The sequence below is a fragment of the Sphingobium sp. CR28 genome, from assembly GCF_052327305.1.
GTDB lineage: Bacteria > Pseudomonadota > Alphaproteobacteria > Sphingomonadales > Sphingomonadaceae > Sphingobium.
In genome coordinates this window covers 1336899-1356141 of record NZ_CP182486.1, presented here as the reverse complement: position 1 = coordinate 1356141, position 19243 = coordinate 1336899, and the positions used below count along the sequence as shown (strand labels likewise).

The 19243-nt window shown below is 59.6% G+C and carries 19 protein-coding genes; 13 read left to right on the top strand and 6 right to left on the bottom strand.

All coding sequences use genetic code 11. The features are described 5' to 3' along the window. Positions 1 to 94: 94 nt before the first annotated feature. A complete protein-coding gene (locus ACNAOH_RS06405) occupies positions 95 to 331 on the bottom strand; it encodes an XrtV sorting system accessory protein (protein ID WP_443971923.1) in 237 nt (78 codons plus the stop codon). Positions 332 to 589: 258 nt separating this feature from the next. Here ACNAOH_RS06405 and rfbA point away from each other — a divergent pair, with 258 nt between their 5' ends. From rfbA to rfbB, 4 genes are read left to right on the top strand one after another with little or no spacing between them, the layout of a single operon-like run. Next, positions 590 to 1468 carry a glucose-1-phosphate thymidylyltransferase RfbA gene (gene rfbA, locus ACNAOH_RS06400; protein ID WP_443971922.1) on the top strand — a complete coding sequence of 293 codons (879 nt, stop codon included), beginning with the start codon at positions 590 to 592 and terminating at the stop codon, positions 1466 to 1468. Then, on the top strand, positions 1465 to 2010 hold the full coding sequence (gene rfbC, locus ACNAOH_RS06395; protein WP_443971921.1) for a dTDP-4-dehydrorhamnose 3,5-epimerase: 546 nt from the start codon (positions 1465 to 1467) through the stop codon (positions 2008 to 2010). Before rfbA ends, rfbC begins: the two co-directional genes overlap by 4 nt. Beyond that, positions 2007 to 2873 (top strand): dTDP-4-dehydrorhamnose reductase, encoded by an 867-nt coding sequence (gene rfbD / locus ACNAOH_RS06390; RefSeq protein WP_443971920.1) that lies wholly within the window; start codon positions 2007 to 2009, stop codon positions 2871 to 2873. Before rfbC ends, rfbD begins: the two co-directional genes overlap by 4 nt. Continuing rightward, on the top strand, positions 2866 to 3936 hold the full coding sequence (rfbB, locus tag ACNAOH_RS06385; RefSeq protein ID WP_443971919.1) for a dTDP-glucose 4,6-dehydratase: 1071 nt from the start codon (positions 2866 to 2868) through the stop codon (positions 3934 to 3936). Before rfbD ends, rfbB begins: the two co-directional genes overlap by 8 nt. Before the next feature lie 3 nt (positions 3937 to 3939). Here rfbB and ACNAOH_RS06380 read toward each other — a convergent pair whose 3' ends face one another. The 5 genes from ACNAOH_RS06380 to ACNAOH_RS06360 form a co-directional block, all read right to left on the bottom strand. Next, complete coding sequence (locus tag ACNAOH_RS06380; RefSeq protein WP_443971918.1) at positions 3940 to 4410, bottom strand: low molecular weight protein-tyrosine-phosphatase; 471 nt, start codon at positions 4408 to 4410, stop codon at positions 3940 to 3942. Positions 4411 to 4539: 129 nt separating this feature from the next. Beyond that, positions 4540 to 5394: a CpsD/CapB family tyrosine-protein kinase gene (locus ACNAOH_RS06375; RefSeq protein WP_443971917.1), complete on the bottom strand. Its 855-nt coding sequence runs from the start codon at positions 5392 to 5394 to the stop codon at positions 4540 to 4542. Next, entirely contained in the window at positions 5378 to 6850 is a 1473-nt protein-coding gene (locus tag ACNAOH_RS06370) for a GumC family protein (protein WP_443971916.1), read from the bottom strand. The genes ACNAOH_RS06375 and ACNAOH_RS06370 overlap by 17 nt, the downstream gene beginning before the upstream one ends. Beyond that, positions 6847 to 8049 (bottom strand): hypothetical protein, encoded by a 1203-nt coding sequence (locus ACNAOH_RS06365; protein WP_443971915.1) that lies wholly within the window; start codon positions 8047 to 8049, stop codon positions 6847 to 6849. Before ACNAOH_RS06365 ends, ACNAOH_RS06370 begins: the two co-directional genes overlap by 4 nt. Continuing rightward, positions 8046 to 8579: a polysaccharide biosynthesis/export family protein gene (locus tag ACNAOH_RS06360; RefSeq protein WP_443971914.1), complete on the bottom strand. Its 534-nt coding sequence runs from the start codon at positions 8577 to 8579 to the stop codon at positions 8046 to 8048. Before ACNAOH_RS06360 ends, ACNAOH_RS06365 begins: the two co-directional genes overlap by 4 nt. Positions 8580 to 8819: 240 nt before the next feature. On the opposite strand from ACNAOH_RS06360, the gene ACNAOH_RS06355 reads away from it, so the two are divergent. From ACNAOH_RS06355 to ACNAOH_RS06315, 9 genes are all read left to right on the top strand, one after another. After that, positions 8820 to 10427, top strand: a complete 1608-nt coding sequence (locus ACNAOH_RS06355) for a tetratricopeptide repeat protein (protein WP_443971913.1) — start codon at positions 8820 to 8822, stop codon at positions 10425 to 10427. A gap of 18 nt (positions 10428 to 10445) precedes the next feature. Beyond that, a complete protein-coding gene (locus ACNAOH_RS06350; protein ID WP_443971912.1) occupies positions 10446 to 11903 on the top strand; it encodes an undecaprenyl-phosphate glucose phosphotransferase in 1458 nt (485 codons plus the stop codon). 10 nt (positions 11904 to 11913) lie between these two features. Next, the gene (locus tag ACNAOH_RS06345; protein WP_443971911.1) at positions 11914 to 12681 is read left to right on the top strand and encodes a WecB/TagA/CpsF family glycosyltransferase; all 768 of its coding nucleotides are present in this window, start codon (positions 11914 to 11916) and stop codon (positions 12679 to 12681) included. Then, positions 12668 to 13186 carry a serine O-acetyltransferase gene (locus ACNAOH_RS06340; protein ID WP_443971910.1) on the top strand — a complete coding sequence of 173 codons (519 nt, stop codon included), beginning with the start codon at positions 12668 to 12670 and terminating at the stop codon, positions 13184 to 13186. The genes ACNAOH_RS06345 and ACNAOH_RS06340 overlap by 14 nt, the downstream gene beginning before the upstream one ends. Beyond that, positions 13183 to 14232 (top strand): glycosyltransferase family 2 protein, encoded by a 1050-nt coding sequence (locus ACNAOH_RS06335; protein ID WP_443971909.1) that lies wholly within the window; start codon positions 13183 to 13185, stop codon positions 14230 to 14232. Before ACNAOH_RS06340 ends, ACNAOH_RS06335 begins: the two co-directional genes overlap by 4 nt. Before the next feature lie 5 nt (positions 14233 to 14237). Then, the gene (locus ACNAOH_RS06330; protein ID WP_443971908.1) at positions 14238 to 15254 is read left to right on the top strand and encodes a glycosyltransferase family 2 protein; all 1017 of its coding nucleotides are present in this window, start codon (positions 14238 to 14240) and stop codon (positions 15252 to 15254) included. Continuing rightward, on the top strand, positions 15251 to 15811 hold the full coding sequence (locus ACNAOH_RS06325; RefSeq protein WP_443971907.1) for a serine O-acetyltransferase: 561 nt from the start codon (positions 15251 to 15253) through the stop codon (positions 15809 to 15811). The genes ACNAOH_RS06330 and ACNAOH_RS06325 overlap by 4 nt, the downstream gene beginning before the upstream one ends. 12 nt (positions 15812 to 15823) lie before the next feature. Then, a complete protein-coding gene (locus ACNAOH_RS06320) occupies positions 15824 to 17251 on the top strand; it encodes a hypothetical protein (RefSeq protein WP_443971906.1) in 1428 nt (475 codons plus the stop codon). 539 nt (positions 17252 to 17790) lie between these two features. Then, entirely contained in the window at positions 17791 to 19191 is a 1401-nt protein-coding gene (locus ACNAOH_RS06315) for a hypothetical protein (protein ID WP_443971905.1), read from the top strand. The last annotated feature ends 52 nt before the right edge of the window (positions 19192 to 19243 follow it).

Sequence of the window (19243 nt, the reverse complement as noted above, 5' to 3'; positions counted from 1 at the left end):
GAACAGTTGTTGTTGAGCCTTTACAGGCACCGACATCGCTATCGATGCTGTTTCCGCTCCTGTTGAGATTTTATGGGTCCGCTATGAAGCGGCTTTATCGGAACTTTGGCTTCAGAACGAGGACGACATAACCAACGACAGCTGCAACGAGCAGCCACGCAATGAGCGCATAACCCTCATTGCCGGCATAGTTGGCAAGAGCGCATCCGATAGCCGGTGGCAGATAATCGATCATCCGATCGGGTGGATTGTCCATGGACGATCGCTGGAGAAACAGCACGATGATGCCTGCGAACAGAGCAAGCGTCACCCAGTCGTAAACAGTCTCCATTCAATCCTCCGAGCAGACTTCTGTAAGGCCAAACGCGAAATCGGCGCGGCACCGCGATACGCGTAAGGGCCAAAGTCTTGCAAAGATGTTTACGTTGTTTGTCGCGCGGCTTCGCTCTTGTCCAGAGGCGTATACATATCTTTTGAGAGTGAATGTTAAGCCTCTCATGCTTAAGAGGCTTGCAACAGGCCTGCCGTGACAAGGCATGCCTATTTCCCTCAGGGGAGCTGTGCGGACAAAAGGGGCGATCAACTCGATATGCGCAAAGGCATTATATTGGCGGGCGGCTCCGGCACGCGGCTCTATCCCCTGACCAGAGCAGTTTCGAAGCAGCTCATGCCGGTCTTCGACAAGCCGATGATCTATTATCCGCTGTCGGTGCTTATCCTTTCTGGCATCCGCGAGATTCTCATCATCACCACGCCACAGGATCAAGCAGCGTTTCAGGCGTTGCTGGGTGATGGCTCAGATATGGGGTTGGACTTGCGTTATGCTGTGCAGCCCCATCCGGGCGGCCTGGCGCAGGCCTATCATATCGGAGCGGATTTCGTGGGAACGAACCCCTCCACGCTCATCCTGGGCGATAATATCTTCTACGGTCATGGCCTGTCCGATCTTCTTGCCGCCGCAAGCGCGCGGGAAAACGGCGCGACGGTGTTCGGCTATTATGTCGGCGATCCCAAAGCCTATGGCGTGGTGTCATTCGATGCGGATGGCAAGGCGGAGACGATCGAGGAGAAGCCGGCCGTTCCAAAGTCGAACTACGCGGTGACCGGCCTGTATTTCTATGACGGACAAGCCGTGGAGCGCGCCCACGCAATTGCTCCTTCTCCGCGTGGTGAACTGGAAATCACGGATCTCAACCGTCTCTATCTCGAAGCAGGCGAACTTAATGTCGAGCTCATGGGGCGCGGATATGCCTGGCTGGATACCGGCACGCACGGATCGCTTATAGATGCCGCGAATTATGTGCGCATCACCGAGGAGCGTCAGGGTCTTAAGATCTGCTGCCCGGAGGAACTGGCCTGGCGCATGGGCTTCATTGATGACGCGCATTTGATGCGAATCGCCGAGCCGCTGCGCAAGTCGGGCTATGGCGAGTATTTGGTGAAGTTGCTGGAACGGGGCACGTTGTGAACATCATTAAGACGGCGATCCCCGGCGTTCTCATCATCGAGCCGAAAGTGTTCGGCGATGAGCGCGGTTTCTTCCTGGAGAGCTGGAGCGCAAAGACATTTCGCGATGCCGGGCTGGATCTCGCATTCGTGCAAGACAATCACAGCCGCTCGTCGCGCGGCGTTTTACGCGGCATGCATTATCAGCGGCCCAATCCGCAGGGGAAGCTGGTGCGGGTAACTGCAGGCGCGGTCTATGATGTCGCCGTGGATATGCGCGCCTCTTCTCCGACATTCGGCAAATGGGTCGGCGTCGAGCTCTCCGCGGCGAACAAGCGGATGCTATGGGTGCCCGAAGGCATGGCGCACGGCTTCCTGTGCCTGGAGGACGGCACCGACTTCCTCTACAAATGCACGAGCCCCTACGATCCGGCAAATGAGCACAGCCTGCTCTGGAGCGATCCGGAAGTCGGCATCGAATGGCCGCTGGGAGACATCATGCCCCAGCTCTCTGCCAAGGATGTCGCCGGCAAGCCCCTTAAGGAGGCAGTGACCTTTCCATGAAGGTGCTCATCACCGGAGCGGGTGGCCAACTGGGGCAGGCGCTGCAGGCCTGTGCGCCGGCGGATGCAGTGGTCGTAGCGCTTGGCCATGCCGATCTCGATATCGCTGATTCGCGAGCTGTCTCGGAGATTGTCGCGGGACACTGCCCGGAGCTGCTTCTGAACGGGGCAGCCTATACAGCTGTCGACAAAGCCGAGAGCGATGTCGAAGCGGCTCGTGCCATCAATGCCGTCGGTCCGGCCAATCTCGCCCTCGCAGCGTGGGAGGCGGGCGCTCGCTTTGTTCACGTCTCAACCGACTTCGTCTTCGACGGCATGTCGGGCGTGCCTTACCTGCCAGACACGCCGACCGCGCCCATTGGCATCTACGGCGTCACCAAGCTGGAGGGCGAAAAGGCTGTCCTATCGACAAAGCCGGATGCGCTTATCGTGCGCACCGCATGGGTCTATGGCGGCACCGGCAACAACTTCGTGCGGACCATGCTGCAGCTGATGGGTGAACGAGACGAAGTGCGCGTGGTGGCGGATCAGATCGGCACCCCCACATTTGCTGGCGGGCTTGCGCAGGCCATCTGGGCGCTGGACGCAGTCGGGGCCACCGGCATTCATCACTGGACGGATAGCGGGGCGGCAAGTTGGTACGACTTCGCTGTCGCCATTCAGGAGGAAGCGCTTGCGTTAGGGCTCTTGTCGCGTCGGGCAGCGGTTCTGCCCATCCCGACAATGGCTTATCCCACGCCCGCCCGACGCCCCCATTATTCGGTGCTCGACAAGGAAGCCACCTTCGCGCTCCTCGGAAAGCCGGCACCTCATTGGCGCGAAAATCTTCGCCGCATGCTCAAGGATATACAGACGAATGGCTAATTTGCTCGTCACTGGTGGCGCTGGGTTCATCGGTGCCAATTTCGTTCACTACTGGGCGCAGCATCACCCCGACGATGTCGTCACGGTGCTCGATGCTTTGACTTATGCGGGCAATCCCGCGAATCTCGACGGACTGAACGGCGTCGACCTCATCCAAGGCGACATCTGCGATACGGCACTGGTCGAAAAGCTATTGGGCGAAAGAGACATCGACACGATCGTCCATTTCGCTGCCGAGAGTCATGTCGACCGCTCGATCACCGGGCCGGATGCCTTCGTCACGACCAATATCGTCGGCACGCACAGCCTGCTGAAGGCAGCGCGCAAGCTCTGGCTCGATACCGGTACGGGCAAACCGCACCGCTTCCATCATGTTTCGACCGATGAGGTCTACGGCTCGCTGGGGCCGAACGATCCTGCGTTTGCCGAGACCAAGCAGTATGAGCCCAACTCGCCATATTCCGCGAGCAAGGCGGGCTCGGATCATCTCGTGCGCGCCTATCATCACACTTATGGGCTGGAGGTCACGACGAGCAACTGCTCGAACAATTATGGCCCGTTCCAGTTTCCCGAGAAACTGATCCCGCTTTTCCTCCTGAACTGTCTGCACGGCCGCAGTCTGCCGATTTATGGTGACGGCATGAACGTGCGGGACTGGCTGCACGTGGAAGATCATTGCAACGGCATCGAGAAGGTGCTGCTCGTCGGCAGGCCGGGTGAGACATACAATATCGGCGGCGGGCAGGAACTGCCAAATCTGCACGTGATTGAAGAGATTTGCGCAACGGTCGATCGCGCCTTCTCGGCGGACCCCAGCCTTGCTGCGCGATTCCCGGATGCGCCGGCCGCCCAAGGCAAGCCTTCGGATAGCCTCAAGACATTCGTTAGGGATCGCGCGGGGCATGATCGTCGCTATGCGATAGACGAGACTAAGGCGAGAGGGGAGCTGGGCTATGCTCCCCGCCGGACTTTCTCGGAAGGTTTCGCACAAACCCTCGCCTGGTACCTGGCGAACGAAAGCTGGTGGCGGCCGCTGCTCGACAAGGCGAAGTCGGTCCGCTGATCCTTATCCTGCCAATCGCTCCATGATCGCGCGGGCAGCGCGGGTCACGTCTGCCCAAGTCGTCTCAAAGTCTGCCTCATCGCCATAATAGGGGTCGATGACGGCGGTGCCTTCGCGGCCCGGCACAAGATCCATGAGCAGGCTTGTTCGCGCCGTCGCATTGCTGGGCGCGACGCGCATCAGATCGGCGAGGTTTTGCGGATCGAGCGCGAAGATATGGTCGAAGCGGTGAAAGTCATCCGGTCGAACCTGTCGCGCCTGATAGCGGCTAATGTCCACACTGTGACGGCGCGCCGTCGCTTGCGCTCGCGGATCGGGCGGATCGCCCGCATGCCATCCTCCCGTGCCCGCCGAGTCGATCTCCATATTCAGATTATGCCGGGCTGCTTCCGTTCTCAGGGCGGCTTCTGCCAGTGGTGAGCGGCAGATATTGCCCAGGCAGACGAAGAGAATGGCAGGGAGAGCGGTGGTCATGCAGCTGCTTTAGGCAAAGAGGGCGAGGGCTGCCAATGCCCCGCTTGCTGTCAGCACCCAGGGCGAGTGCTTTACGCGCGGTCACACCCTTGAACTGGCCTTACCAGTGCGTCGCCGGGGTGATACCCCTCAGTCGCTCTTCTTGAAGTAACTCGAATAATTTCCATACGACCCATAGCCGTAGCCATAGCCATAGGGATCGCCGAAGCCACCTTCATAGCGGTTGAGCACCGAACCGATGCACTCGGCTGGATCGAGCAGCCGCATGCAGTCTTTGACCTCTTTCTGGCTGGTGCGCCCCTGTTCAATGACAAGCAGATAGGCATCGATCCGGTCGGCGATGACGATGGCGTCGTCATTGGCGAAGGCCGGAGGCAGGTCGCACAGAACAAGACTGTCTTCCGGCAGGGCGCGCATGGCAGCGACCAACGCGGCGAAACGATCACCCGCCAGCAGCTCGAACGTGTCGAGATTGTTGGGATAGCAGGGGTAAAGGGAGAGGTTGGTGCCCTCTACCTGCAGCCCGACTTTAGTGAGATCGTCGGTCTTGCCGCACAGATACTGCTCAAGACCTACCTCGCCCTTCAAGCCGAAATACTCGGCCATCGACGCGCGTCTTACGTCGAGATCGAAGACATGGACCGTCCGGTTGGGCAGGCGGCTCAGCGAAGCCGCGAGATTGGCGGAAAGAAACGACTTGCCCGCGCCTGGTGCGGGCGAGGTTACGCCCACGACACGATGGCCGCGCGCCTGCATCCGCTTGATCAGCTGGGAGCGCAACAGGCTGAACGGGCGCGAACTGATATGCCTGCTGTTGAACCCGACGATATGGTTCGCGTCGAGCACCTGAGGTTCCGGCGTGAAAACGGTGAGTTCCGACTGAGCCGGAATACGCGCTGTGGGGCGCGGCGCCGTTGTCGTCGCTGCAAAATCTTGGGCCAAAGTCAAAACTCCCGTCGCGCCTTGCTCAATCATCGTCGTCATCGTCATCGCCCTTACCGAAGGGCCAGATGCGCTCGAAGAAGCTCTTTTTCTGTGTGTCGCGGCGCTGGATGGTCGGGATGACGACCAACGGCGCCTCGCCAGTTGCGGCCTGCACTGCGCCAATGTCGCGAATGGGGCGGAGCAGAAGCTCGAGAAGGCCGGCAAGGAAAACGCCGAGGCCCAGTCCTCCCAAGAGGCCACCCGCGATGAGGAGCGGGCGATTGGGTGAGGTTGGGTCGTCTGGGATCACCGGCGGGTCGATCACGGAGAGGCGCTCGCCCTGCTGCTCGTCTTCCGCCTTTTTGCCGGCGCGTGCGGCGAGCAACCGCGAAGACACCGACTGATATTGCACGTTAAGACCATCGAGTCGCTGCTGAAGCTGTGCGATCTGCTCCTGCACGGCCGGCGCGCGGGATGCGGCGCTCAACACCGCACCGGTCCGCGCGGACTCCTGCGCGCGCGCTGACTGAAGGATGGCAAGCTGGCGATTATTCGCCGCGATCTGGCGGTCAATGCTGTCGGTGGGCAGCCTGCGCGTGGTTTGTTTGGCCAGCGCGCGCGCCTCCGCGAGGCGTTGCTTCGCGATCACCACGTCAGGATGGCTGTCCGCATAAGTGGCCTGCGCCGTGGCCAGAGCGGCTTCCGCCTGGGTCACGAGGGGATCACGCAAATCGGAAGTCTGGGCCTGTTCTCGCTGCGCGTTGAGCTGGGCATTCGCCTGCTGGATTGCCGCGATCTGGGCGTCGTAGCTCCCCGTGCCGGCACCGAGCATGGTCATGGAACTGCCCGCCAGTGCCATGCCGTTCGCCGCCTTGATCGAAGAAATCTGCTTCTCGATGATGCCAATCTGCTGCTGTAGGCCATTGGCCTGATCGGAGAGGAACTGGACTGTGTTCTCCGCCTGCTCCGCATTCTTGGTGGAGTCGATCTGGAGGACCTGCTCGGTCAACGCCTGTGCAATGGTCTGCACCTTCACAGGGTCAGCATATTCGAACGACATGCCAAAGGCGATCGTCGTCTTGCGGCCGCTGCCGGCTTGCTGAATGTCGGCGGTCACCGGCTCGATGCTGATCGCGTTGCGCATGCGCTCGATAACTTCACTCAGCGAGCGGGTCTGAAGTTCGGTGGTGTAGAGGTCGTTGCGCTGGATGAGTTCGATAAGCTGCGGACGGCTCAGCACCTGTTGCCGGATGCGGGCCATGCGCTGATCGACGAGTTCCGCATCGTTGCTGCTGGCCACCTCGGCAGGCAGTAGCGGCGCCTCGACCAGCAGAACGGCACGCGACTGGTATTTCACAGGCATGATGAACGCTGCGGCGATGCCGCCGATCAGGCCGATCAACGCAGGAACAATGATGAACCATTTACGCTGCTTGGCGATGGCAGGCAGATGCGACAGAAACGAGCTGCCGTTCGCCTCCTCCTGTTCGGGGAAAGCTGCGAATGCGTTGTTCATCTGATGTCACCCAGGCGATAGCGAAGGCCCACGCTGCCGTAGAAATTGGCGCGGCGCGCTGCGATCGAATTGAAGCTGTCCGAGTAGCTCAGTGTCGCAACGGCAGAAAGGCGGCGGCTGATCTGACGGCTGTAGCCCAGCGACGCGTAGCCAAAGTCGAATGTTTGCGCGTTGCTTATTCCAGCGACGCCGGCCTGCCGCGAGTAGCTCGCGCTGGCAGTGATCTGACTGCGCGGGTCGAGTTCGTAGCTGTAGTTCAGGCCCACCGAGGTCTGCTTCGAGACGCCATTAAAGGCGGAAGGCGCGACCGAGCGTGAGGCCTGAGCGCAGAGATTGGACCGATCGCCCTTTTTGCAGAGGCTGACGCTGCCCGAGAAAGCCGTGAACTTGCGAGACGCACCCGCGATGTCCGTATCGGTGAAGGTCACACCCGCCGCCGCATTGATCGACAGCGTCGGGGATAGTCTCGTCTGCAGAGTGGCGCTGGGTGAAAAGCTGGTCGTGTTGCCGAAACCCGCCCGCTTATAGAGCGTGCGGTTCGCGCCCATCGAGACACCTATGGCCGTGTAAGTGCTGATCGAGCGCTGGTAGCCGATATTGCCGCCATAATAATCATAGTCGCTCTGCGGAAACAGGCTGTTTCCGTAGCGCGCTGCGGCACCGTTGGCACCGAACGACAGGGAGTCGCGCGCAGTCAGCTGGTGCTGCACCTGTACGCCGCCGGAGAGCATCTTGGTGCGCTGCTGAAAAGATCCGAGTGTCGCTGGATCGACGATCACGGGCAGGTTCGGGTCGCCCGGAAGCGGGTTGAGCGGGTTTATAATGGGGTTGAGGGCGTTGATGACGCGCGAGGAATAGTTGACGTTGCCGCTGATCGCTGTCCGGGGACTGGCCTGGAGTCGCGTGGCCACGCCGCCGGCATAGTCCGTCTGACCATCATATCGCCGCGCATATTCGGTGCGGGTGACTTCGCCGCTCAATCTCGTGTTGCCTGCCGGAGAGACGAGATCGATGAACGGCAGGAAGGAGGCTGTCGCCATTGCCGAACCGGCATCTCCGCCAGTGGCGGAGAAAGGATTGGTCGAGTAGCCGCCGGTGACTTGGACATCGGCCCCCACCCGCGAATCGGCGAAAGCTGGACCATGTGCTGCCAGCGCCGTGGCGGAGCACAGCAGGCTGAGCGATCGGATCATTCTCATGGCACGATCACCGTGTCGCCGCTTTCGATCTGCGGAATATCCGCGCCGTTTGCCGAAACATTGCCCTTCATGACTCCCCCAAGCCTCACGCGGAGGGGATTCTGACCCTTTCGCACGATAACGACGTTATCCAGATTGGCGAACTCATCGCCACCTCCGGCCATGGCGATCGCGTCCACGACGTTGACGTAACGTCCCGGCGTGAACGTGCTGGGGCTCTTCACCCGCCCAATCACGGAGAAGATGAAGCCTGCCGGAGCCTTGACCGAAACGGTCACCTGCGGAACTTGGCCTCGATACTGGCTGGAAAGTCCGTTGGTAATCGCGGTTTCGACCTGCGAGGGGAGCTGCCCCTGCGCTATTACCTGGCCTACAAGAGGAAAGGAGAAAGTACCGTCGGGGAGCACGCGAATCTCGCGCTGGAGGCGTTCCTCACCCCAGACATAAATCTCGAGTTCGTCACCTGCGTTGATCGTATAGGGGCGATCCGGGGCGCGAACTGTCGCTGGACCGGATGGCTGCTGTGCCATGATTGCCGTTGGGCCCGTCAATAAAAGAAGGGCAGCCGACAACCTTACCGCTGCTTGAAGCACGCTTTGCGTTCCTTTAGGCTATGGCCGATCCTGGCCTCATATACCAAAAGACCATGCCGTCACCACGTAAATGCGGGGTTAACGAACGCTGTGCCGGGAAATAAAGGGCTTTTGTGGTGCGTCTATGCATCATTATTAGCGATATCTTTGCATCTTCGGCCGCAGTAGGCGTTCGCGATGTTGTTGAATTTTGACCCCGTCATTCTCCGCAAGAAGCGCTCCTTCGCCCGGATGTCGTTGCGTTCATTGAGAAATCTCGCTGCCTTGATCCCGTTGGCGATGCTTGTTGCTTGCCAGAATCCGCGCGAAAAAGCCGACGGCCTGGCGCAGGCAGCTCGCAATTATCTCGAAGCGGGTAATGTTGCGGCGGCTGACCAGGCGATTACCCAAGCCATCCAACTGCGCGACGATAATTCGGACTATTATCTTTTGCAGGGTCTCATCAATTTGCAGGCCCAGCGCATCGTTCCGGCCTATAATGCGTTCGACAGGGCGCTCGATCTTGACCGAACGAACCGCCAGGCGCTGGCCTATGTCGCCAATATCGGCGTGCAGGTCGGCCGCATCAAGCAGGCGGAAGAGGCTGCGGATCGCCTGCTGATCCTCGACGGGGAATCGCTGCCGGCCATGCAGGTCAAAGGTATGATCGCCCTGTCGCGCGGACAGTTTGAGGACGCCAATACACTTGCAGAGCGCATTCTCGCGCGTAGTCCCAGCGATGAAGCTGGCACGATTTTGCGGGCGCGGTCGCTGGCTATCAGTGGTCAGCCCGAAGAAGCGATCAAGCTGATCGATCAGAGTATTGTCGCGAACGGCAAGACGCCTGCGATGCTGACCAACAAGCTCAACATCTATCGCAAGATGGGCCGCGCGCCAGAGATGCTGGCGCTCTACGACGAGATCATTCCGCTCTCCGGGGCCAATCTCCAGTACCGGCTGGAGCAGATCAACCTTCTCTACAAGACCGGCAATGTCGATAAAGCCCGGCAGAGCGCAGTCGAGTTGCTGGAACAGGGCTCTTCAAACGTCGGGGATTATGCAACGCTGAGGCGTATATGGGGGCAGTTCGACAGTCACCCGATCCCGGCCGCCGCTGCCGCGAAGGTTGCAAATAGCAAGGATCCGCAGGCAATCGTCAACGCGGTCCGCTACCTCATTCTTGCCGGTGACACGGAAGCAGCCGGACGAGTACTGAACGCCGTTCCGCCGAATTACACTGGATTCGTCGCGTCGCTGCGTTCACGCCTCCTCTCGATTGCCGGTCGCAAGGCGGAGGCGCGCTCTGCGGTGGACAAGATCCTTAAAACCGACGCAAATGACGTAGATGCCTTGATTCTTCTCGGGCAGCTCCACTTCGCATCTGGCGAGATCAACTTGGCTTTGAACGATGTGCAGAAGGCGCAAGCCACCGATCCGCTCAATCCAGAGCCGTACATTGTCCTTGCCGGCATCTCGGAACGGCGCGGGGAGGCCTGGCGTGCCCTGCAAATATTGGGCGAGGCATCGCGCCGCCTGCCGCAGGACTATTTCATCCTGGACCGGCATCTCGCGCTGCTACGCGCGGAGCGCTCCTATGGCCGCGCTGTATCCGTGGCCACGGCCTTCGCGCGCGCCCAGCCTTCCGCCAAGAAGGCGTGGGATATTCTGGCGCAGCAATGCGGGTTGGCTTCCGATATTATGTGCACGGCGATTGTTGACCAGGAGGGCAAGGGTGCCAATAGCGCTTATCTGCTTGACGACATTCCCGGAACGCCGGCCAACCGTGGCCTCTTCGGGCGGCTCTGAGGACGTGAGGAAAATCGCATGATCATTCGCAAGGCACCTCGGAAGCGGTCCCCGAACCGCTATGTGCGCTTCACATCCAATGTTCTGCGATCGGCCGGCATTGTTAACGACGCCGTGTGCTTCTTCCTCGCCTTCCTTGTCGCCCGGTTCGCCTTTGAGAGCTACTACGGCTATTATTACGAATATCGTCTGCACGAGACAGCGGCGATCGTACTGGCCATCAATTTCTTCCTGATCCGTATATCGCGCGATGCTTATTCCGCCTTTCGCGGGCAGGGCGATGACCTCGGACGGGGCACGTTCATCGACTTTCTTGTCGCGACGTTCCTGACTGGTTTCGTGGTTCTGCAGTTCGGCCGGAGCACGGATTTCTCCGGTCGGTTCGCCCTTTGCTTCCTTATAGCAAGCATCACGTTGCTGGTCTTCAGCCGCCTCCTGTTCCGCAGGCTCATCTGGCAGTTGATGCTTCGCGGTTTCATTGGGCAGCGAGTCGCTATTTACGGTGCGGATCGCGATATAACGACACGCGTGCTCGAACTGCTCGAAATCGAGCGTCTGCCGCACATCAAGATCATCGGCTTTGCAGATGACCGACGCACGCGCGTGGAAACGGGCATGATCAATGGCGTGCCGTTTCTCGGCGGCTTCGAGGATCTGCTCGGCCTTGCCCGTGCGGGTATGCTGGATCAGCTGATCGTGGCCCTGCCGCTTGTCCAGCAGGACCGGCTCAACATGATCGTGGAGCAGCTTTCCGCGGGTGCGATCGACGTATGCATCCTGCCGCGCGAATTTCTCGTGCTGCGCGATCGCTACCGGGTGAATTACCTGGGTTCCCTCCCTGTACTCAATGTCTGGCAGCAGCCCGTCCGGGATCTCGACGGCGTGCTGAAGGAAATTCAGGATCGCACGGTGGCGCTCATCGCGCTTGTGCTGCTCTTTCCGTTGCTGCTTGTCACGGCAATCGCGATCAAGCTGGAGAGCAAGGGCCCGATCCTCTTCCGTCAGCGCCGTGTGGGCTTCAATAATCTTGAGATTGATGTGCTCAAGTTCCGCTCCATGTATGTCGACCGGCAGGATATTACCGGCGGCCAGCGCACGACCAAGAATGATCCGCGCGTGACCAGAGTGGGGCGGATCATCCGGCGCACAAGTATCGACGAGCTTCCCCAGCTCTGGAATGTTCTGCGGGGCGAGATGTCGATCGTGGGTCCGCGCCCGCACACAAATGCCATGATGGTCGGTGACGCTTATTATCATGAGGCAGTGCGGGGTTATGCGGCGCGCCATCGTGTGAAGCCAGGAATTACTGGCCTCGCGCAGGTGCGGGGTCTGCGCGGAGAAATTGATACAATTGAGCGCGCGCGTAAACGGGTTGAATACGATACCTATTATATTGAGAACTGGTCTCCGCTATTCGACTTGAGAATCATTGGGGAGACCTTGGTCAAATTGATCTGGGACCGCCATGCTTACTAGGACTCACTGGATGCTTAGAGCACCCCGCGCGCACTTCGCCGGAATTGAGTTTGACCTCTGCACGGAGGATCAACTTGTTGGTGACCTTGCCAAGCGGGATGATGGTGGACGCTTCCGTTATATCGTAACCCCCAACACTGACCACATCGTCAATCTCTGGCCACAGCGCGATGGCCAATACACCGAGGCGTTTCGTCGGGCCTATGCCGCCGCCGACCGGCGGGTCTGTGATAGCCGCATCGTAAAACTTCTCGCCCAGATGCGTGGGGTCGAGCTCACGCTTATTCCAGGAAGCGACCTTACGGCCCGCCTATTTCGAGAGGTTCTCACTGCTGGTGACAAGGTCGTCATCGTGGGTGGCGATGAGACGATGCTGCGGGATCTTCAGCAGCGCTTCCCCGGCCCGCTTTATGTCCAGCATATTCCGCCCATGGGTCTGCTCAGGAAGCCGGAGGCCATTCAGGAGATAATCGACTTTCTTGCGACCCAGCGCGCTGACTTCGTTCTTTTAGCGATCGGTGCCCCCCAGAGTGAGCTGGTGGCGCAGAAGGCAGCTCAGCAACCCGGCATGCGGGGTGTCGGCTTGTGTATTGGCGCTTCGATCGAGTTTCTGCTGGGGCGTAAGGCCCGAGCGCCGATTTGGATGCGCCGCATGGGCCTTGAATGGCTGCACCGCTTGCTGAGTGAGCCGCGCCGGCTCTGGAAGCGTTACCTAGTGCACGGTCCCCGCATCTTCTGGATCGCGCTCAAGGATCGCTCGCTCGATGACGGCGTCTGAGAGTCCTGCGGTCTCAGCGACCGAGCCGGATTGGAGTCGCGAAAGCCGCGAAGGAAAAGGTTGGTCATCCGGTCGCTCGTTGCTCGCCGCGATTCGCGACTATCAAGCTGCGCGTGGCCCGCTCGCCTGGCTGCTCCGGGCGTCGGCGGTAATCCGGCACCGCTTCTGGTCAGTTGTGACTGGGGCGGATATCCCGCTCAATGCCCGTATCGGCGGCGGGCTGCTCATTCCCCACCCCAACGGCATCGTCATTCATCCGGATAGCCCGATCGGTCCCAACTGCCTCATCTTTCAGCAAGTCACCATCGGCGCCGCTGCTGGCGGCATACCCACCATCGGCGGTCACGTCGATATTGGTGCCGGAGCGCGTGTGCTTGGGCCTGTCGTGATCGGCGATCATGCCCGGATCGGCGCGAACGCCGTCGTGCTGAGTGATGTGCCGGCAGGTCGTACCGCGGTCGGTATCCCCGCGCGCATCGTCGGTGAAGACAGGGGCAACACGTGACCCCCAGGCAGATTCGGCGCGTCACGGCTGTCACCGTTAACTATCGAACGTCTGAACTCGCGGCCGAGTGCGCTCGGGCGCTGGCGGCGCAGCGCAGCGACACCTTCCATATTGACATGATTGTGGTCGATAATGGCTCTGGCGACGGATCGGCCGAGAAGCTGCCGGTCCTGCTGGGGGATCTCATTGACGAGGGCTTCGTGACGTTCGTGCCGCTGGAGATAAACGGCGGGTTCGGTTGGGCCAATAATGAAGCGATTTTGCGGGCCTGCGCTAGCGACACGCCACCCGATGCCATTTTCCTGCTCAATCCCGATTGCGTGCCGGAGCCGGGCGCGCTGCAGGCTCTTGTCGACGAACTGGAGGCCTATCCGCTCTGTGCCGTTGCCGGCAGCCAACTCGTGAATCCGGATGGCAGTCTCACGGGTTCGGCCTTTCACTTCCATAGCGCCGCCAATGAATTCGTTCGGGGGTTAGGTCTTGCGTCGGTGGGACGCCTTTTTCGCGTGCAGCCCGTTTTTGTGCCCTATGGAGAGGGGGGCGAGGTGGGCTGGGTAACCGGCGCGTCTTGCCTCATCCGCACGGCTGCCCTTCGAGACGTCGGTCTCTTCGATACTGGTTTTTTCCTCTACTTTGAGGAAGTGGAACTGATGCATCGCATACACGGCGCTGGCTGGACGCTCCGGCATGTTCCGCGAAGCCGGGTCGCCCATATTGGCGGCGCATCGACCGGCCTTAAGGAGGGCAAGTCGCAGACGGAGAGCGCAATGCCACCATATTGGTACGAAAGCCGTCGGCGGTTTTTTGCGCTAACCAGAGGGGCGCACTATGCGTTGCGTGCCAGCGTTGCTTGGCTAGCCGGCGCGCGCCTCGGCCGGTTGCTGAAGCTTATCGTGCCTGGCGACCGGATCGCATCCACACAGGCGGATGAGCACAGGCTCCGAGAAAGCGGCATCAAAGTGCGAGCAATGGACAGCGAGCCTGCGATCACGCGCATTGGCGACCCACTCGGAGTTCCGCCGCGCTGGATGCGGAAGGCGGGCTGACGATCATGACCGGGGAAGATGTCGGCATCGTTGTGATCGGCCGGAACGAGGGACAACGCTTTGTCGCGTGTCTCGCTTCGATGCCAGCCGGAGTGCCGGTGGTCTACGTCGACTCCGGCTCGACCGATGGCAGTGTCGAGCGGGCAAAGGCGGCGGGGGTCATGGTGGTGGAACTGCCGATATCGCCCGGTTTCACGGCAGCGCGGGCGCGCAATGCGGGCTGGCGAGCTTTGCTCAGTCACTGGCCATACTTGCACTATGTCCAGTTCATTGATGGTGATTGTACTCTCGAACCCGGTTGGATCTTGGCAGGGAGAGACGCGCTTGATGGAGATGCCGGCCTCGCGGTCGTGTTCGGCCGCCGCAAGGAGCGTCATCCAGAAGCCAGCCTCTACAACGCCCAATGCGACGATGAGTGGAACGTCCCCATCGGGGAGGTGCTATCTTGCGGCGGCGACGCGCTGATGCGGGTGAACGCGATTACTCAGGCCGGCGGCTACAGCGACGATCTTATTGCGGGGGAGGAGCCGGATCTCTGTCTGCGCATGCGCGCACGAGGCTGGCATATCCGCCGCATAGATGCTCCGATGACGCGGCATGATGCGGATATTCATCGTTTCAGTGCCTGGTGGCGCCGGGCGAAGCGCGCCGGGCACGCCTTTGCCCAGCATGTCCAACGGCATGGTAATGCCGCAAATCCGGGCTGGCGACGGGAGGTGCGCAGCACACTCTTCTGGGCTGCGGCCATTCCTTTGGCTATTCTGCTTTGTGTCGTGGCGGGTCTGGCGGGTGCCATGGTCGGCTGGATATTCGGCCTCTCGCTGGCGCTTCTCTATCCCGGTCAATGGCTGCGTCTCTGGCGCCGCGAACTGGCGACGGGCAGATCGCCTGCTCTCGCGCGCGGCTTTGCCGCGCTGACGGTCGTTGCCAAATTCCCCTTGCTCTCAGGCATGATCTCGTTCTGGACTGCGCGCCTTCGCCGCGTCCGGACTCGCATCATCGAATATAAGGCAGTTGCTTGACAGTCGGGATCACCACTTTGCGCGCGCTCCGCATTATTATTGCGGAAGACTTGCGCGCCCACGATCGCGACTGGACGCGTCCGGGCTTCCGCGCGGTTGCCGTGCATCGGTTCGGTGTCTGGCGAATGAGCATTCGCTCCAAATGGCTGCGCGCCATTCCCAGTCTGGTCTATCGCGCAGCCTTCAGACATTGCCGCAATGTTTATGGTATTGAACTGCCTTACAGCGTGGTGCTCGGACGTCGGGTCGTAGTGGAGCACCAAGGCGGGATCGTCGTCCACGGGAACAGCGTGATCGGGGACGACTGCATCATCCGGCAGAACTGCACGCTGGGACTGCGGGATCTGTCACGGCTGCACGAAGCGCCGGTACTGGGGAACGGCGTGAATGTTGGCGCGGGCGCGGCTCTGCTGGGCGCCGTGCGGATTGGAGATGGCGCGGCGATCGGCGCGAATGCCGTTGTCTTGACCGACGTGCCTCCCGGCGCTCTAGCCGTGGGTGTGCCGGCCAGAATCGTCACGCGGGGTCCTGGTCTTGTCGCGACAACCAAGGCCTAGGGACCTTTCGTCATGCCCAACATGATTGCCTATGGCGCGCTCATCGCCTGGCCCATTGTGACCATCATTCTGTTCTCGCAGCTTGGCGCGCGCAAAGCGATCATCTGGTCGCTGGTTGCCGCGTATTTGATCCTGCCGGTCAATGTCGATTTCGATCCGCCCGGCCTTCCGTCGCTCGACAAGACGACCATTCCCAATCTTGCTGCTCTGGTCTGCACCCTTTTCATGGCGAAGCAGCGCATGATTCGGTTGCCGAGAAGCCGCATCGTGCTGATGCTCATGATCGTCTTCGTCCTTTCCCCTATCGTGACTGGTTTCGGTAATCGCGCACCAATTATCATGTTGCAGACGGCGCTGCCCGGCATGTCGCTCTACGACTCCTTCTCCGCGTGCGGTCTCAATGCTCTCACACTGACCCCCTTCATTCTGGGTTACAGCGCTCTGCAGAGGGATGTGGATCATCTTCAGATTTTGCGCGTGTTGGTCATTGCGGCACTGTTCTACTCCCTGCCCATTCTCTACGAAGTCCGCTTCGCGCCGGTGCTGCATCGCAAAATCTATGGTATAGAAGCGTTCAACGATTTCCAACAGATGGTCCGCTTCGGTGGATATCGTCCCGCTGCCTTCATGGGACATGGCCTTCTCGTTTCGATGTTCTGCGCGATGGCCCTCACTGCTTCGATGGTTTTGTGGCGGCTTCGTTTACGCACCTTCGGGCTGCCCACCGCGCTGGTGTGCTTGTACCTGGCCGTCATTTTGATTCTGATGAAGTCGGTCGGCTCAATCGTGCTTGCCGCTGTGGGCCTCATTGCGCTCCTGGCGTTCACCCCGCGTCGCATGACGACCCTGATGTTGGCTCTGTCACTGATTATCGTGACTTATCCCGCAGTTCGGGCAACGCGCTTTTTCCCTGGGGAGGCCGTGCTGAAGGTGGCTGGCTATGTCAGCGCGGAACGTGAGCAGTCGCTTCGGTTCCGACTTGAAAACGAGGATCGCTTGCTTGCCCATGCCAATCAAAAAGCCCTGTTTGGTTGGGGCACCTGGGGGCGAAATCAGGTTTTCCAGCAAACCGATTGGGGGACGGACGTTCAGATATCCACGACTGATGGGAGCTGGATCATCGCGATCGGCCAGTTTGGTTGGGTCGGTTATGTGGCAATGTTCGGACTGCTTTGTCATCCCTTCTGGCGCGCCTATCGGCAAGGACGGGGTAAGCTCGCACTACCTACGCTGGGCCTGTTGCTCATCCTCATGCTCAATCTGATTGATCTCATTCCCAATGCGTCGCTGAGGCCGTTAACATGGCTTATCGCCGGGGCGCTTAGTGGAATGACAATTCAGCGTAGCCGAATTGCGCGACCCAAAGCGAGCCAGAGCGAGAAGACAAACCGTGGCTCAAATGCGCCCGATGAAAAACTGTCCCACTTTCCTACAGTTTAATGCGACTGATAAAGCGAAAGTCGTTTACTTGACGGATTTTCGTATCAATTTTCCAAATTGATGGAGATTTTCGGATCTCGGTAGCTGCAATTGCAGTTTCTGTTCCTAATATTTACCGTATCATTAACTATGTTCGATCATCTCATCGTATGGACGCTCTAGCCATGAATAGGTGGCACGGCGATAATTGCCTGATTTGTCGAGGGAATCCATAAGTGATGGCTAAGAGAAAGTCAGCCGGATCAAATTTTCGGCGGGGCGCGATATGGGCCGGTTTTGGTGGAACTGGTCTCTTGAGTTCTGCTGCTGTGGCAGGCACGTTTGGAACCTTACTGACTTTCTTGAGTGTAGGTGTCGTGCCAGCATTCCGTAGTTCCGTATTTTCGACTCTGGTTTCCTTGGGCTCGTTCTTCCTTTCGACGAGTACATCCACGAGGCCTGTCATCATTTCTCCTCCGCCGGCGCCAGTGACACCAACGACGCCGACATCTCCCGTCGGCACGGCGCCGCGTCCCACACCGGGCCGTACGAGCGTTGGTATGAACCTGACAGCTCCCGCCTATTTCGCGGGTGACCGTTCGTTTATGAATCTCCTCGCTGGCTCCCGCTGGGTTTTGGTCAGTCCCGCGAATGTGTGGGGCGACATGCCCGCAGATCGCCTGAATAACGACCATGACATCATTCTCATCAAGACCGGCGAATCGGTTGCGCGGACACTCCAAACCCCGCTGGCGGCTCGCGAAGGTCAGTCCGTACAGATTAAATGCCGCTGGAAGGGCCAAGGCTCGGTCAGTCTTTCGCCGTGGGTAGCGAAGAATGTACAGAGTTCTGGTAACGCCTTGACCTTTACTTGGGTGCCGGACGGAATACTGCAGCCAATCTTGTTTATTTCCAAAACGACGCCAAGTGATCCGGTGCGCAAGATCGATTGTCGTGAGACTAGTGCGGACCCCGACCGTCTTTTCATGCCGGAATATATCGCGCAGGTTGCTCGCTACCGCGCCGTGCGATTCATGGATTGGCAAAATACAAATGCGAATTTGCCTGTTACTTGGGCAACTCGCACAACCCCAAGTTCCGGAGAGGTCACCGGCGACGATGGCATCGCTGTAGAATACATGGTCGCTCTCGCCAACCAGGCGCGGGTCGATCCTTGGTTCTCCATGCCGTGGAATGCCGACGCCGACTATGTCCGTCGCTTCGCTCAGTATGTTCGTGACAATCTATCGCCTGATCTCAAAGCCTATGTTGAAGTGAGCAATGAGGTGTGGAACTGGGGCTTCAAGGTCACGCATCAGGCGGACGCGGAGGGCAAGGCTAAAGGGCTGTCTCAGACCACCGGCGTGGCCATGTATATGCGCTATGCGGAGAAGACGATCGAGGACATGGACATTTGGAGCGACGTCTTCAAAGGACAGACCAACCGGATTGTCCGCGTCGCGGCGACACAGAATGCGCTGACGGTGCTTTCGGGGCAGATCTTCTCCTTCAGGGACCTTCCTGACCATGTCGATGCATTGGCAACCGCTCCGTACTTCTATGTGGACAACGAGCCGACTATCGCCACTAACCTTGATGATTTCTTCGCAAATGTTCTGCCGGCGCGGATAAACTTCGTGTTCGGTTTGGCTGACGTCCACAAGGCAGTCGCCAATAAATATGGCAAACGCTTCATCACTTATGAGGCTGGCCAACATCTCGTTACGCAGGATCTGACTCTCGCTAGGAAGATCCAGACGGATCCGCGCATGGGGCAGATCATGACGAAGTATCTGCAGGCCTGGGACCAGCGCTATGGGGATCTCATCACACTATACCAAGAGGTGGGGCCGATATCTCAATATGGGGCATGGGGTATGCAGGAGTTTGCCGGTCAGCCGGCATCCGAAGCGCCTAAGTACGCGGCGGTGATGAACTTCCTCAATTCAATCGGTCAGTAAGAAGATAGAGATCGCCAGAGGCTTCGAGGGGGTGGTGGCGATACCGCCCCCT